Raw genomic sequence first — 14,869 nt, forward strand, 5'->3', positions numbered from 1 at the left:
ATCGAGGCATGCCCACGACCCAGACCGCGCTGAGCGCCTGCTGCGCACCGTTGGTGACCGAGTCGATCTCCGCCGAGGACGCCGTGACGCTGGCGGCCAAGTTCAAGGCGCTGGCCGACCCGACCCGCGTCAGGCTGCTCTCGATGGTCGCGGCACACGACGGCAACGAGGCCTGCGTGTGCGATCTGACCGAACCCGTCGGCCTCAGCCAGCCGACCGTGAGCCACCATCTCAAGATCCTCGTCGACGCGGGGCTGCTCAGCCGGACCAAGCGCGGCGTCTGGCTGACTACGCCCTCGTTCCAGGATCGCTCGAAGAGCTGGCCGCAACGTTGACCACCGCTAGCCCCGGCGAGCGTTGAGGCGCGCGGCCTGACGGGTCAGGTGCTCCTGCTCGGCCAGGTTGGACGCCCGGCTCGCGGCCTCGACGTATAGCCGCGCGGCTGTCAGCACATCGCCGTCCCGCTCGCGCAGATAGGCCTCGACGGCCCGGTAGCGGGGCAGCGAGTCGTCGAGCGCAGCAAGTGCCGCCAACCCGGCACGTGGCCCGTCCGCCTCGCCGACCGCCACGGCGCGGTTGAGCCGGACGATCGGGCTGTCCGTCAGGCGCACGAGCTCGTCGTACCACTCGACGACCTGCACCCAGTCGGTCTCCTCGGCTCTCTGCGCATCGGCGTGGAGCGCCGCGATCGCCGCCTGCGCCTGGAACTCGCCCAGCCGCTCGCGGGCTAGTGCGCGCTGCAGAATCTCGACTCCCTCGGCAATCGTCCGGGTGTCCCAGAGGCTGCGATCCTGATCGGCCAGCGACACCAGGGTGCCTCCTGTCGACGTCCTGGCCGGACGGCGTGCGTCGTGCAGCAACATCAATGCCAGCAACCCGGCGACCTCTGGATGGTCGATCGACGCGGCCACCTGCCGGGTCAGCCGGATCGCCTCCGCCGCCAGGTCGATGTCACCCGAGTAGCCCTCGTTGAACACCAGGTAGAGGACGCGCAGCACCGTGGCCACGTCACCCGGCTGGTCGAGCCGCGCACCGGAGACGGTCCGCTTGGCCCGGCTGATCCGCTGGGCCATCGTGGCCTCCGGCACGACGTAGGCCTCGGCGATCTGACGAGTCGTCAGACCGCCGACGGCACGCAGTGTCAACGCCACTGCCGATGACGCGGTCAGCGAGGGGTGCGCACACAGGAAGTAGAGCTGGAGCGTGTCGTCGACGCCCGACACCGGTCCTGGCAGCGGCTCGTCGTCGACGAGGTCCTCCCGGCGCCGCCGAGCGACCTCTGACCGGGTCGCGTCGATGAATCGGCGCCACGCGACCGTCACGAGCCAGCCCTTCGGATCGCGCGGCGGATCGTCGGACCACGCGCGGACCGCCTCGACCAACGCGTCCTGCACAGCGTCCTCGGCCGCCGCGAAATCGAGCTCCGCGGCGGACGAGGACCGCCAAGACTTCCGGGACGAGACTGCGCAGCAGGCCCTCGTCCACCGTCAGGCTCATTCCGTGATGGTCGGCGGCTCGGTCAGGAACGGACGCAGCTCGAGCCACTCGTGGATCGGTTCACCACCTGCACCGGGGGCGGCTGGACAGCTCCCCGGCGAGCTCGACCGCACGATCATGGCTGTCGACGTCGATGATCATCCAGCCGGCGATCAGGTCCTTGGTCTCGGCGAACGGCCCGTCGGTGACCGGCGGCTTGCCCTCGCCGCCGTACTGCACCCACTGGCCCTCGGGTGCCAGCGCCTGACCGTCGACGAACTCCCCGGCTGCTTGGAGCCGGTCGGCGAAGTCCTGCATGTACCGGATGTGCGCCGAGATCTCATCGGGCGTCCACTGGTCCATCGGGACGTTGTTGACCGCCGCCGGAGCGCCGCGGTAGTGCTTGAGCAACAGGTACTTGGCCATGATGGTTCTCCTCGATGCTGGTGCGACCCATTGTGGTCACCTTCACACCTGGGACGGAACCGCCTGCCAATTCTCGACATCCGCTTCGAGATCGACGACGATCCGATCAGGCAGAGGGGTCGTTGAGGCGCAGGATCTGCAGACGTTCGTCGACCGTCAGACCTGATGCGGCAAGCACCTTCTGCAGCACCCCCGACTTGCCGGCGATGTAGGTGTCGATCTCGATGCCGGGATCGGCCGCCAGCGTGAGCTTGACGGACGCATACTCGTCACGCAGGTCTGCCCGCTCCCGCAGGACATCTCGAACAGCGAGGTGGTTGCGGACGTTGAGGGTTCCTGCGATGCAGACGTAGACGTTCCGCCGTGGGCGGTCGTCGGGGGCTTCGAACGCCTCCCGGTCGACGACGCCCAGGTCGCCGCGATGGACGTAGCCCACCGAGGCCAGCGCGGCGATCGCAGCCTCGACGTCACGGGCAGCGACGATGACGTCGATGTCGAGGATCGGCTTGGCCGCCAAGCCGGGCACCGACGTCGAACCGACGTGCTCGACGACTGCCGAAGGAACCGCTTGCAGCACTCTCCGCAGGTCATCGGCAACCTGCTCGAACTGCAGTGGCCACGACGACGAGTACGGGACGACGTCAACAGGCACCATTCGATGCTAGCGCTGCGCCACGTGAACGCGGGGCCGTGCGCTGAGCCCGCACGGCCCCGCAGCCCGGACGGTAAGTCACGTCGTGCGCAACGACGTTGTCCTGACGCCCCGACCGGACACCTGTGACGTCCGATGTCATCTACTTCGGATAGTAGATCTCAATGCAACGCGCCTCAACCCACAGCTGCCGTCATTTCAGCGAGAATCCGGAACCCCCCTCGCGTGGCTGGGCACGAGGGGGATTGCCGGCTGCTGGAGGGTAGTGAGTCGACCGACACCTGCCACAATGCGACACGCCGTCGCAGGTCGCTGTTCTACGGCCGCCACAGGGCAGGCTCGGATCATGGACCTGCACCCCCACGTCGAGCCAGCTCTCGTCCTGGTCATCAACGCCGGGTCCTCATCACTCAAGTACCAGGTCGTCGACCCGGCAAGCGGGCACGCTGAGGTCCGGGGCATCGTCGAGCGCATCGGCGAGACCGTGCCTGACCATGGCGCCGCCCTGGATGACATGCATGCCGACCTCGAGCGGCACGGCGTGGCCACCGAGTCGCTGATCGCAGTTGGCCACCGGGTCGTCCACGGCGGGACGGCGTTGGTCGACCCCGTGATCCTCGACGACGAGGTCTTGCAGACGATCGACCATCTCGCCGAGCTGGCACCACTGCACAATCCACCGGCTGCCACAGGTATCCGCCGCGCGCGGGAGCGCTACCCGGACCTGCCTCAAGTCGCGGTCTTCGACACCGCCTTCTTCGCCGATCTCCCGGCTGCTGCCGCAACGTATGCCCTCTCCGACGAGCTGGCCGAGGCGCACGGCATCCGCCGCTACGGGGCTCACGGGATCAGCCACCGGTACGTGGCCGGTGTCGCAGCAGACTTCGTCGGCCGGCCCGTCGACGAGATCGACCAGATCGTCCTGCACCTGGGCAACGGAGCGTCCGCTTCGGCGATCAGGGGTGGCCGCCCGGCTGACACCTCCATGGGGATGACGCCGTTAGAGGGTCTCGTGATGGGGACCAGAGCCGGCGACCTCGACCCCGGCATAATTCTGCACCTGCTCCGTCACGGCGGGCTCGACGTCGACGGTGTCGAAGATCTGCTGCACCACCGATCAGGGATGCAGGGGATGTCGGGGATGACCGACTTCCGTGACATCGACCGAGCGGCCAACGCCGGTGACCGGGCAGCACTCGCCGCCCGCGACGTCTACGTGCACCGTCTTCGCAAGTACGTCGGCGCCTACCTTGCCGTCCTGTCGGGCGCCGACGTGATCACGTTCACCGCCGGGGTCGGCGAGCACAACTCTGGCATCCGGGCGTCGTGCCTGCAGGGCCTGGAGCCCCTCGGAATCGTCGTCGACCCAGACCGCAATGCTGCCGAGGGCGTCGAGCCTCGGCGGATCTCCACGGATGGCTCCCCCGTGCAGGTGCTGGTGGTCCCCACCAATGAAGAGCTCGCGATTGCCCGCGACGTCATGGCCACGATCAGCCCCGAATAGGTGCCAACCTCGTCGTCAGAAGTCAGCGCTGGTCGACGCCGCAGCCGTGACCGACGGCGAGCTCCCCGCTTCTGGGCGCTCCCCGTGGGACGTCCACTCCCAGTCGCGGACCTCCGGCAGGTCGTCGCCATGATCCCGCGTGTACTGCCGCGCCCGCCGTCGGGTGTCGACCATCTCCTGCCGCAACGACGCCGCTCTGGAGCCGAGTCCAGGCGTCCTGTCGATGACGTCCATGACCAGGTGGAACCGGTCCATGTCGTTCATCATCACCATGTCGAAGGGCGTGGTCGTCGTGCCCTCCTCCTTGTAGCCGCGGACGTGCAGGTGATCGTTGTTGGCTCGTCGGTAGGTCAATCGGTGGATGAGCCAGGGGTAGCCGTGGTAGGCGAAGATCACGGGCACGTCGGTGCCGAAGAGGTTGTCGTAGTCGCGCTGGGCCATGCCGTGGGGGTGCTCGGTCTCGTCCTGAAGCCTCATCAGGTCGACGACGTTGACGAACCTGATCCGCAGCTCCGGCAGCTTCGCCCGAAGGATGCTCACCGCGGCGAGCGCCTCCAGCGTCGGGACGTCACCGGCACATGCGATGACCACGTCGGGCCTGCCCTCGTCATTCGACGCCCATTCCCAGATACCTGCACCACGCGCACAGTGCAGATCGGCCTCGTCGGCCGTCAGCCAGTCGTAAGACGGCTGCTTGCCCGCCACGACGACGTTGACGTAGTGCTGGCTCTCCAGGCAGTGCTGCATCGTCGACAGCAACGTGTTGGCGTCCGGCGGGAGGTAGACGCGGACGACCTCGGCCCGCTTGTTCACCACGTGGTCGATGAAGCCAGGGTCTTGGTGCGAGAAGCCGTTGTGGTCCTGTCGCCACACGTGCGAGCTGAGCAGGTAGTTGAGACTCGGCACGCGCGGTCGCCATGGGATGTCCCGCGTCGTCTTCAACCACTTGGCGTGCTGGTTGAACATCGAGTCGACCAGGTGGATGAACGCCTCGTAGCAGCTGAACAGGCCATGGCGCCCGGTCAGCGTGTAGCCCTCGACCCAGCCCTGGCACGTGTGCTCCGACAGGATCTCCATGACGCGGCCCGACGTGGCTGAGGTGCTCGTCGGTCTCCAGGATGCGGCCGGCGAACACCTTGTCGGTGACCTCGTAGACCGGGTTGAGCCGGTTCGACGCGGTCTCGTCAGGTCCGAAGATCCGGAAGTTGGTCGGGTTGTCCCGCACGACGTCGATGAGGTACTCGCCCAGCACCTTGGTCGGCTCGTGGATAGAGGCACCCGGCGCCGTCACCTCGACGGCGCGGTCGCGGAAGTCAGGGAGAACGAGCGGCTTGGTCAACAGGCCGCCGTTGGCGTGGGGGTTGGCACTCATCCGGCGGGTATCTCGCGGAGCAAGGTCTCTCAGCGTTTCGTCCAAGACCCCGTCGGGACCGAACAGCTCCTCGGCACGGTACGAGCGCATCCACTCCTCGAGCTGGGCTCGGTGCTCGTCGTTCTCGCGGGTACCAGCCAGCGGTACCTGATGAGCGCGCCAGGTTCCCTCGACCGGCAGACCGTCGACGACCTTGGGACCGGTCCAGCCCTTCGGAGTGACCATCAGGATCATGGGCCACGGTCGGCGTTCGACGTCTCCGTCCTCGCGGGCGGCGCGCCAGATCTCGCTGATGGTGTCGTGAGCGCGGTCCATCGCCGCAGCCATCTGCTGGTGCACGTCGGCCGGATCATCCCCCTCGACCGTGATCACCTCGTGTCCGTAGCCCCGAAGAAGACTCTCGAGCTCGTGTCGGTGGATGCGGGCGGGCACCGAGGGGTTGGCGATCTTGTAGCCGTTCAGGTGCAGGATCGGCAGGACGGCACCGTCGGTGACGGGGTTGAGGAACTTGTTGCTGTGCCACGACGCGGCGAGCGGGCCGGTCTCGAACTCTCCGTCGCCTACGACCGCAGCGACCACGAGGTCGGGATTGTCCAGCGCCGCGCCATATGCGTGCGACAGGACGTAGCCGAGCTCGCCACCCTCGTGGATCGATCCTGGGGTCTCAGGCGCGACATGGCTCGGGATGCCACCGGGGAACGAGAACTGCCGGAACAGGGCCCGCATCCCGTCGGTGCCGAGCCCGATGCGGGGATAGAGCCGCTGTAGGTCCCCTCCAGGTAGGCATTCGCCACCGCCGCCGGACCACCGTGCCCCGGACCGGCCAAGAAGATCGCGTTGACGTCACGGGTGCGGATGAGCCGGTTGAGGTGGGCGTACACCAGGTTCAGGCCTGGGCTGGTCCCCCAGTGCCCCAGCAAGCGCGGCTTGATGTCCTCGGCGACGAGTCCCCGCTCGAGCATGGGGTTGTCGAGCAGGTAGATCTGGCCCACCGACAGGTAGTTGGCAGCACGCCACCACCGGTCGATCAGATCCAGCTCTGCGGCGTCGAGCACTGGCTTGATGTCACTGGCCATGGATCCCCCAAGGTGTGATCTGCTGTCGCATCGCAATCTTCCACCCACTCGGCCACTGCGCAACCGCCAGACCGACTCGATGACCGATGCCCACCATCTAGCTGCTGGCGATTGCGTCCAGCACTTCCATCTTGGTCGAACGACGCGCCGGCAGCAGGGCTGCGAGCACTCCGAGCAGCATCCCGGCCACCAGGATCGAGATGAGCTCGGTCCACGGGATGCTGGGGGTGATCGTGGCCTCGCTGAGCCGGTTGAACGACAGCACGAGCAGCAGCGACACGATCAGGCCCGTGAGGAGACCACCCAGGGTGCCGAGCAGCGAGATCACGATCGACTCGAGGGTGATCATCCGGCGCACCCGCTTGTCGGTCATGCCGATGATGCGCAGGAGCCCGAGCTCACGGCGGCGTTCCAGGATGGACAACGACATGGTGTTGATGATCCCGATCAGGGCGATCAGGACGCTCATCAGCAGCAGCCCGGTCACAGCCTTGATCAGGAAGTCGAAGACCGTCCCGATGAGCTTGCCGACCGCATTGCCCTCCTGCGCCGTGATGTCCGGCCGCTGGTCGGCGAGGTCCTGGATCGCGTTCTTGGTGCTGCCCTGAGCGCCTGAGGCCACGTCGACGAACGCGACTGTGGGGGCAGCGTCGCCAGCCAGCGTCGTGAAGGTCTTCGCGTCGACGATGCTGCCGGTCTGACCGGTGTCCTGCGTCGCCGAAAGCGTTGCCGCGACCCGCAGATCCACCTTCTTGCCCTGGGCGTCCTTCACCGTCACGGCGCTGCCCACCTTGGGTGCCTTGCCGTCACCGAGGTCGAGCACGGCGATGGTTCCGACCCCCAGGTCGTCGAGGCTGCCCTTGTCGACTGTGATGCTGGCGATCTTCTTCATCTCGGCCACATCACCGGATGAGATGGTCGAGGCCGTCCCGTCGACCGTGGCCGCAACGCGCTTGAAGGGCACAACCTCGTTGACGTCCTTGATCGCGCTGAGCTTCGTCACGAAGGCGTCGTCGATGGTGCCGCCCTGACTGACCACCAGGTAGTCGGCCGACTGGACGTCGTTGACCTGTTGGACGGCGAAGTCGCGGATGCTGGCCCCGGCCACGGCGACGAGAGTCACCAGAAAGACGCCGATCAGCAGGGCATTCGCGGTGGTCGCGGTCCGCTTTGGACTGCGGATGGAGTTGTCGACTGCGAGGCGCCCCTCCAGGCCGAAGCGCTCGAGCAGCGGGCGAGCCGCCCGAGCGCCCAGTCGGGCGAGGTACGGAGCCCCCACGAACACCGAGGCGACGAATGCGACAGCACCCCCGCCGATGGACGCAAGGCTCGAGCCGATGAGCATCCCAGCCAGCCCGACGACTCCCAGGACCAGGGCGATGATCGCGCGACGACGCCCCAAAGACGCCGACTCGGTGGCGGCGTCCCGCATCGCCTCGATCGGCTCCGTCCGTCCCGCGCGCCGCGCCGGGATCATCACCGAGATCACGGTGATGACGGTGCCGAGGATCAGGCCGCTGACGAGGTTCGAGGAGCTGAAGGAGATTCCGCCAGGCAGGCTGTTACCGGTGGGCTCGAGGACACCCTGCAACGCCAGCGTCAGGAGGTAGCCCGCCACGACACCGAGGACCGACCCGAGAACGCCGAGGACGAGTCCTTCCATCCGCAGCGACCGCTTGAGCTGACGAGGAGTCGCACCGATGGCGGCCAGCACCGCGAGCTCACGCAGGCGCTGGGCCACGATGACGCTGAACGTGTTGTAGATGACGAACCCACCGACGAGCAGGGCGAGCACTGCAAACGCCTGCAGTGCCTTCTTCAGCGTCTGGGCGAACGACCCGTTCGCCGCACGCTGGTCCTCACGGAACTCGTCGCCGGTCTGGACGGAGAAGCCGTCAGGCGCCACTTTTCCGGCCTCAGCCACGAGGTAACCGGGCGAGTTCGAGCCGCGCAGGTAGAAGGGGCTGAACTCCTGCCTCCCCGCTCAGCCAGGCGAAGGCGTCCGCCTCACCGATCGAGACGGTCCCGCCGCTGTCAAGGGCGTCCAGTCGCCGAACTCAGTGATGCCGACCACCTGGACCGGCTGGCCGCCCGCCAGCGTCAGCAAGGTGACCTGGTCGCCCACCTTCAGGTGCTCGTCGCCCGCGAGCCCTTGGTCGACGGTCACCTCACCGGCAGCGCTGGGCGCTTCACCGTCGACGACTGAGAGCGGGTTGAGATCCTTGTCAGTGATCCACAACCGCCCAGTGGCCGAGGTGGCGAACGGCTTGCCCTTGCCGTTCTGGAAGGCGACGGGCGCCGTGAGGATGCCGGCCCCTCCGTCGACCCCCGGGAGCGCGACGGCTGGTCAACCGCAGACTGCGGCACCTTGAGCTGGTCGGGTTGTGCGCCCGTGCTCTCCACCGTCGCGGGGTCGTCCGGGACGACAGCCACGTCGACGTTGCCGTACTGGTCATCGATGTTGCCCTCGAGGGAGTCGATGACGCCGTCGGAGATGACGCTGACGGCGGTGTAGAAGCCCACGCCGGCGATGATGGCCACGAGCGTCGCGAGGTAGCGCCCGAGGTTGTGGCGCACGCTGCTCAGGACGAGCTTGATCACGGCGCGATCAGCCCTCGAACCGCTTCATGCGGTCGAGCACGCGGTCCGATGTCGGGTCGTCCATCGAGTCGACGATCTGCCCGTCGGCGAGGAAGAGCACCCGGTTGGCGTACGACGCGGCGTGCGGGTCGTGGGGTGACCATCACGATCGTCTGTCCGGATTCGTCGACCGCACGACGCATGAACGTCAGGATCTCGATGCCCGTGCGGGAGTCGAGGGCGCCAGTCGGCTCGTCGGCGAAGATGATGTCGGGCTTGGGCACCAGGGCGCGAGCGACCCGCGACCCGTTGCTGCTGGCCGCCCGAGAGCTGACTCGGCAGGTTGTCGAGCCGATCGGTGAGCCCCACTGTCCGCACGATCTCGTCGAACCACGCGTCGTCGGCCTTGGTGCCGGCCAGTGTCAGCGGCAGCAAGATGTTCTCGCGGGCACTCAGCGACGGAATCAGGTTGTACTGCTGGAAGATGAACCCCAGCCGGTCACGTCGCAGCAGCGTCAGCTGGTTCTTGTTCAGCTTCGAGATGTCGGTGTCGCCGATATAGGCCGAGCCCGATGTCAGGCGATCGAGCCCGGCGACGCACTGCATCAGCGTGCTCTTGCCTGACCCGGACGGCCCCATGATCGCGGTGAACTCACGCTCAGGGAAGTCGACCGTCACCCCAGCGAGCGCGTGGACAGCGGCATCGCCCTCGCCATATGTCTTGCGGGCGTCGACGGCACGGGCGGCTGCGGCCCGGACCGGTGTCTGCGTTGAGGCGGTCATGAGTCTCCTCGTCGTGATGACGTCGAGGCACACACAGTAGTTGAGTCCGGGGGCATCGGCGCGACGTCGAGGACGTGGCGATCACGCGCGGTCCGGCACGAAGGGGACGGACCAGACCGGGGACCGAGGGTCTGACTTTCGGGGAGCCGCCTGTCGGAATCGAACCGACGACCTTTTTCATTACGAGTGAAACGCTCTACCGACTGAGCTAAGGCGGCCAAGGTTCGCCGAGGATCGCCCGGTGAACCGAAAAGAAAGTCTACCGGGTGGTCGCGAGCACGCGTCACCGACCCACCCCCGTAGAATCACCCGCGTGACTGACGCGACGCAGGCTGAACTCGAAGAGATCCGCGCAAGCATCGACAACATCGATGCTGCCCTCATCCACGTGCTGGCTGAACGCTTCAAGTACACCAAGCGGGTGGGCCGCCTGAAGGCCGACCACGACCTGCCGCCGAGCGACCCGGCTCGCGAAGAACGTCAGATCACCCGACTGCGGGCGCTGGCCATCGAGGCCGACCTCGATCCGGCGTTCGCCGAGAAGTTCCTCAACTTCATCGTCGCCGAGGTCATCCGCCACCACGAGGACGTCCGCGGCTGACATCTGGCTCTGGTCTGGCCCGTCATCTGAGCACTAGTGTGCTGACATGGCTCTCGTAGACGACATCCTCACCCAGCTCCCGCTCCAGCAGATCTCCGACCAGGTGGGCGTCTCGCCCGACCAGGTCGAGTCCGTCATCCAGGACAGCCTGCCGGCTCTCCTCGGCGGCATGGACAAGAACGTGCAGAGCGACGACGGCGCCGCATCTCTCGCCAACGCCTTGGGGGCGCACGCCGATGCCAACCCCTTGGGCAACCTCGGCGGACTGATCAGCGGCGCTCTCGGCAGCGGCATCCTGGAGAAGGTGCTCGGCGGGTCGACACCCGACGTCTCCGACGCGATCGCCAAGAACAAGGACGGCGTGTCCGGCGGCGACGTGCAGAAGATCCTGGCGATCGTCGCACCGCTCGTCATGGCGTTCCTGGCCAAGAAGGCCACCAGCGGCGGCAAGGCAGACACCGGCACGGTCAAGGACGTCGTCAGCAAGGCCAACTCCGAGGCCAAGGCGAGCTCGCCTGACATCGGGTCGATCCTCGGCGCGATCTTCGGCCGTTAGCCCCAGGGCGGGACGCTGACGACGGCTACGACTCCTTGCAGGTCGTTCCTTCGGCGGGCGCCTTGCCCTCGAGGAGATAGGTGTTGACCGCGTCGGAGATGCACCTGTTGCCAGAGAAGTACGCCGTGTGCCCGTCGCCCTCACGAGTCAGCAGCACAGCCGACGTCAGCTGGTCGGCCAGCGCCTCGGCTGACTCGTAGGGGGTGGCCGGGTCGCGGGTCGTGCCGATCACGAGGATCGGCGCTGCGCCGTCGGCGTCGATCTTCGGGATCGGGTTGGTCGCCTCGATGGGCCAGTCAGCACAGCCCAACGCACCCCACACGAGCGCCGGGCCGAACACCGGCGACTCCTTCGTGAACCGCGGGATCTCGGCCTTGGTCTGCTCGATCGTCATCCCCTGCCCTGCGTCGAGGCAGTTGATCGCGTAGATGACCTGGCCGGCGTTGCTGGCGAACGACCCATCGCTGTTGCGGCTGAAGTAGGCATCTGACAGCTGCAGCAACAGACCGCCGTCACCATCGAAGGCGGCCTTGAGCGCATCGCTGAGGATCGACCACGTCTCCTGGTCGTACAACGTCACCGCGATGCCGTAGAACGCCTTGCTCTCCGTCAGGGTGCGGTCGCCGACCTCGATAGGAGCGCCGTCGAGCTGCTTGAGCAGGTCGACGATCTTGTCGATGCCAGCGTCGGCGTCGTCGCCGAGGGGGCAGTCGTCAGACTTGACGCAGTCCTTGGCGTAGGCGTCGAGCGCGCGCTGGAAGCCCTCGGTCTGGGCGAAGCTGCCCTCGACCGGGGTCTCGCTGGGGTCGACCGCACCGTCGAGGACCATCCGACCGACCTGGGCGGGGAACAGATCGGCGTACACAGCACCCAGCAGCGTCCCGTAGGAGGCACCGAACCAGTCGAGCTCGCTGCGTCCGAGCAACGCCCGCACGATGTCCATGTCGCGGGCTGCCTCGACGGTCGAGACGTGGGCAGCGAGCGGCCCGGAGTTCTGCTGGCAGGCCTGGCCCAGCTCGGTGCTGCTCTGCCGCATGGCCGCGAGCTCGGCGGCGTCGTCGGGCGTCGAGTCAGTCGCGATGAACTCGTCGAACTGCTTGTCGGACAGGCACTCCAGCGGCGAACTCAGACCGACTCCACGGGGGTCGACGCCCACGACGTCGTACATCTTGAGAACTTCGGCGGGTAGCCGGTTGAACATCGTGTTGGAGAAGTCGATCGCTGATCCGCCGGGCCCGCCGGGGTTGACCAGCAGGCTGCGGGTCGCGCCGTCGCCGGGATGCACCTTGACCCGGATGCGGGTCGTCTCGCCGTCAGGAGCGGCGTAGTCGATCGGGACCTTGACCCAGGCGCACTGCGCGGCACCGGAACCGCACCGTGACCAGTCGAGCTTCTGGGTGTAGAACGCTTGCAGACCTTGGGGCGCCGGCTCGTCGACCGGCGAGGGCTTCACGAACGCCGTGCCGTTGCGGGTTGCGAAAGCGGCGTAGACCGCGATGCCGATCAGCAGGGCCAGCGCGAGGGACAGCATGACAGTCGTGCGGGCACGGGTCACCGGCGAAGTCCCATCATCATGCGTTCGAGAGCCAGGAGCGGAGCGGCATTGGCAGTCAACGCGGTCCTGCACTCGACGATGGCATCGATCGCGGCAATCGTCGACTCAGGCGTCCACACCTGTGACATCTCGTCGATGTCACGGGCGACGTCGGCGTTGACCAGGTCGATGCCGGTGGCGCACTGGCGAGCCAGGACGTCGCGGCAGAACGACAGCAGGTCGAGCAGCACCCCGTCGATCGCGTCGCGGGCCATCCGCTTGCGGCGGCGGTCTTGATCTTTCTCCAGCGTCGAGCGCGCTCCGGCGTAACCGGCTGGTCGGCGCCCGCGCTCTTCGACGCCCCAGGCCGCGCGAAGGTTCTCCATCTCCTTCTCGTCCTGCGGATCGCAGTAGTCCTTGGCCCTGGCCTGAGCCTCTTCATTGATCTGCGCTGCAGCCCGCAGGCAGTCGCCCAAGTCGTGCATCGAGGCCGGTATCGACAAGATCAGCTTGCGCCGTTCGCGCGCGGCCGGATCTCGGGCCAGCCCCCTGGCTCGACCGATGTGCCCCTGTGACGCGGCTGCGACGGCCTGCGCCATCGACGGCTCGATGCCGTCGCGCTCGACCAGCAACCGGGCGATAGCGGCGGTGCCGGGCGTCCGCAGGATCACCGACCGCGAGCGCGACCGCAGCGTGATCATGACGTCTTCGGCCGAGGGGGCGCACAGCATCCAGACGGTGTGCTTGGACGGCTCCTCGATCGCCTTGAGCAAGGCACCGGCCGCCTTCTCGGTCAACCGGTCGGCATCCTCGACGATCAACAGCTGCCAACGGCCGAGTGCCGGGCGCAACGACGACGCTCGCACGTACTCGCGGATGTCGTCGACGCCGATCGAGAGTCCCTCGGTCGTGATGACGGTGATGTCGGGATGGCTGCCGGCCCGCGCCGTCGTGCACGACTGGCACTGGCCACATCCGCCGAGCTCGCACTGCAGACCGGCCGCGAAGGCCAGTGCGGCATTGGATCGTCCCGAACCTGGCGGGCCTGTGAAGAGCCACGCATGGGTCATCGAACGACCGTCGCCGCCGGCCGAGGCGACGGCTGCGCGCAGCGTCTCGACGACCGGCTCCTGGCCGACGAGGTCGGACCACACGTCGGTGGCGGTCACCGCACGGCCTGCTTCAGCCACGGCTCAACTGCCGCACGGATGAGGTCGTGGATCTGCTGGGGCGTGCCTCCGCCGGGGACGACCAGGTAGTGCTCGGGGTCGCCGGCGGCGAGGTCGAGGAAGTGCTGGCGGACTCGCTGGTGGAACTCGAGGGGCTCGGACTCGATCCGGTCGGCGCCCTCGAACCGGGTGTGGCCGATCTCGGGGTCGATGTCGAGCACGATCGTCAGGTGCGGACGGAGGTTGGACGTCGCCCAGCGCGCGATCGGCTCCAGCTCGGCGATATCGAGGGCGCGACCGGCACCCTGGTAGGCCAGCGTCGAGTCGACGTAACGGTCGGTCAGCACGACGGTGCCCTCAGCCAGGGCAGGCAGCACGACCCGGTCGACGTGCTCGGCCTTGTCGGCGGCGTAGATCAGCGCCTCGGTGCGTGGCGACAGCTCGCCGGTCTCGTTGGACAGCACGATGCGACGCAAGATCTGACCGACTTCGGTGCCACCCGGCTCACGGGTCAGCAGCACCCGCTGCCCGAGGCCTTCGAGCCAGTCGACGAGCAGCGCCGCCTGAGTCGACTTGCCAGCACCTTCGCCGCCCTCCAGCGCCAGAAACACACCGTGGTCGGTGAAGAGCGGATCCATGGAGCCGAGCCTATCCGTCGAGGGCTGAAGGGCGTTCGACCCGGGCGACCAGCTTGGCCGGGGCCAGCAGGCAGAAGCTTCTCGGTGATCAGCTCGGCCAGCTCGTCGAAGTCGGTCTGCTCGGTCACGTGCATCGCCATGACATCGCGTCCCCAGCCCGCATAGGCGAAGGGATAGCCGGTCTCTCGCAGCGCCAGGCTCTTCGCCGGGCACCCTGAACGTGACGGCGACGACCTCGCCATCGACATCGAAAGCTCCTTTGAGCACGGAAGTCTCCCGCTCGTCGACCGACAACAGGTGCGCGATGGTGCGCTTGCGGACCCGCCAGCGCACGCCGATCCAGGCGGTCTCTTCGTAGACCTCGGGCAGTGCCAGGCAGATCGACCGCACCCGGTCGAGAAGCTTCTGGAGGCAGATCGGACATGCCCCGATGCTAGGACCTGGCACTGACACGGCGATCCCCGTCGACAGGCTAGGTCGGAACAAGATCGAGATCAACGTT

General features: G+C 67.4%; 14 protein-coding genes, 1 tRNA gene and 2 pseudogenes. 4 read left to right on the top strand and 13 right to left on the bottom strand.

Annotation, left to right across the window (positions count from 1 at the left end; translation table 11 throughout):
• The first annotated feature begins 8 nt into the window (after positions 1 to 8).
• The gene (locus ACHMWU_RS23460; RefSeq protein ID WP_396047645.1) at positions 9 to 335 is read left to right on the top strand and encodes an ArsR/SmtB family transcription factor; all 327 of its coding nucleotides are present in this window, start codon (positions 9 to 11) and stop codon (positions 333 to 335) included.
• Positions 336 to 341: 6 nt separating this feature from the next.
• On the opposite strand, the gene ACHMWU_RS23465 is transcribed toward ACHMWU_RS23460, so the two are convergent.
• The 3 genes from ACHMWU_RS23465 to ACHMWU_RS23475 form a co-directional block, all read right to left on the bottom strand.
• The gene (locus tag ACHMWU_RS23465; protein ID WP_396047647.1) at positions 342 to 1,394 is read right to left on the bottom strand and encodes an RNA polymerase sigma factor; all 1,053 of its coding nucleotides are present in this window, start codon (positions 1,392 to 1,394) and stop codon (positions 342 to 344) included.
• Between the two features lie 163 nt (positions 1,395 to 1,557).
• The gene (locus ACHMWU_RS23470) at positions 1,558 to 1,902 is read right to left on the bottom strand and encodes a YciI family protein (protein WP_396047649.1); all 345 of its coding nucleotides are present in this window, start codon (positions 1,900 to 1,902) and stop codon (positions 1,558 to 1,560) included.
• Positions 1,903 to 2,008: 106 nt separating this feature from the next.
• Positions 2,009 to 2,554 carry a GrpB family protein gene (locus ACHMWU_RS23475; RefSeq protein ID WP_396047651.1) on the bottom strand — a complete coding sequence of 182 codons (546 nt, stop codon included), beginning with the start codon at positions 2,552 to 2,554 and terminating at the stop codon, positions 2,009 to 2,011.
• A gap of 346 nt (positions 2,555 to 2,900) precedes the next feature.
• Between ACHMWU_RS23475 and ACHMWU_RS23480 the strand changes: the two genes are divergently transcribed.
• Positions 2,901 to 4,058, top strand: coding sequence for an acetate/propionate family kinase (locus ACHMWU_RS23480; protein ID WP_396047653.1), 1,158 nt, complete (start codon positions 2,901 to 2,903; stop codon positions 4,056 to 4,058).
• Between the two features lie 15 nt (positions 4,059 to 4,073).
• On the opposite strand, the gene ACHMWU_RS23485 is transcribed toward ACHMWU_RS23480, so the two are convergent.
• The 7 genes and pseudogenes from ACHMWU_RS23485 to ACHMWU_RS23515 all read right to left on the bottom strand — a co-directional run bounded on the left by ACHMWU_RS23485 (position 4,074) and on the right by ACHMWU_RS23515 (position 10,087).
• Positions 4,074 to 5,135, bottom strand: a complete 1,062-nt coding sequence (locus ACHMWU_RS23485) for a hypothetical protein (RefSeq protein WP_396047655.1) — start codon at positions 5,133 to 5,135, stop codon at positions 4,074 to 4,076.
• Between the two features lie 67 nt (positions 5,136 to 5,202).
• Positions 5,203 to 6,506 (bottom strand): annotated as a pseudogene (locus ACHMWU_RS23490) (phosphoketolase); the annotation flags it as partial.
• Positions 6,507 to 6,603: 97 nt separating this feature from the next.
• The gene (locus tag ACHMWU_RS23495; protein ID WP_396047657.1) at positions 6,604 to 8,412 is read right to left on the bottom strand and encodes an ABC transporter permease; all 1,809 of its coding nucleotides are present in this window, start codon (positions 8,410 to 8,412) and stop codon (positions 6,604 to 6,606) included.
• 78 nt (positions 8,413 to 8,490) lie between these two features.
• Positions 8,491 to 8,673: a hypothetical protein gene (locus ACHMWU_RS23500; RefSeq protein ID WP_396047659.1), complete on the bottom strand. Its 183-nt coding sequence runs from the start codon at positions 8,671 to 8,673 to the stop codon at positions 8,491 to 8,493.
• On the bottom strand, positions 8,670 to 9,107 hold the full coding sequence (locus ACHMWU_RS23505; RefSeq protein ID WP_396047661.1) for a hypothetical protein: 438 nt from the start codon (positions 9,105 to 9,107) through the stop codon (positions 8,670 to 8,672). The genes ACHMWU_RS23500 and ACHMWU_RS23505 overlap by 4 nt, the downstream gene beginning before the upstream one ends.
• Before the next feature lie 7 nt (positions 9,108 to 9,114).
• Positions 9,115 to 9,869, bottom strand: a pseudogene (locus tag ACHMWU_RS23510) (ABC transporter ATP-binding protein).
• Positions 9,870 to 10,013: 144 nt separating this feature from the next.
• A tRNA-Thr gene (locus ACHMWU_RS23515) sits at positions 10,014 to 10,087 on the bottom strand.
• 95 nt (positions 10,088 to 10,182) lie between these two features.
• Between ACHMWU_RS23515 and ACHMWU_RS23520 the strand changes: the two genes are divergently transcribed.
• Together ACHMWU_RS23520 and ACHMWU_RS23525 are read left to right on the top strand one after the other, a co-directional pair.
• Entirely contained in the window at positions 10,183 to 10,470 is a 288-nt protein-coding gene (locus ACHMWU_RS23520; RefSeq protein ID WP_396047663.1) for a chorismate mutase, read from the top strand.
• 46 nt (positions 10,471 to 10,516) lie between these two features.
• Positions 10,517 to 11,026, top strand: coding sequence for a DUF937 domain-containing protein (locus tag ACHMWU_RS23525; RefSeq protein WP_396047665.1), 510 nt, complete (start codon positions 10,517 to 10,519; stop codon positions 11,024 to 11,026).
• 25 nt (positions 11,027 to 11,051) lie between these two features.
• Here ACHMWU_RS23525 and ACHMWU_RS23530 read toward each other — a convergent pair whose 3' ends face one another.
• From ACHMWU_RS23530 to tmk, 3 genes are read right to left on the bottom strand one after another with little or no spacing between them, the layout of a single operon-like run.
• Positions 11,052 to 12,581 carry an alpha/beta hydrolase gene (locus tag ACHMWU_RS23530; protein ID WP_396047667.1) on the bottom strand — a complete coding sequence of 510 codons (1,530 nt, stop codon included), beginning with the start codon at positions 12,579 to 12,581 and terminating at the stop codon, positions 11,052 to 11,054.
• Positions 12,578 to 13,729 carry a DNA polymerase III subunit delta' gene (locus ACHMWU_RS23535; RefSeq protein ID WP_396047669.1) on the bottom strand — a complete coding sequence of 384 codons (1,152 nt, stop codon included), beginning with the start codon at positions 13,727 to 13,729 and terminating at the stop codon, positions 12,578 to 12,580. The genes ACHMWU_RS23530 and ACHMWU_RS23535 overlap by 4 nt, the downstream gene beginning before the upstream one ends.
• Positions 13,726 to 14,757 (bottom strand): dTMP kinase, encoded by a 1,032-nt coding sequence (gene tmk / locus ACHMWU_RS23540; protein ID WP_396047671.1) that lies wholly within the window; start codon positions 14,755 to 14,757, stop codon positions 13,726 to 13,728. The genes ACHMWU_RS23535 and tmk overlap by 4 nt, the downstream gene beginning before the upstream one ends.
• Between the last annotated feature and the right edge of the window lie 112 nt (positions 14,758 to 14,869).

Source organism: Aeromicrobium sp. UC242_57 (assembly GCF_044452305.1).
Taxonomy (GTDB): domain Bacteria; phylum Actinomycetota; class Actinomycetes; order Propionibacteriales; family Nocardioidaceae; genus Aeromicrobium.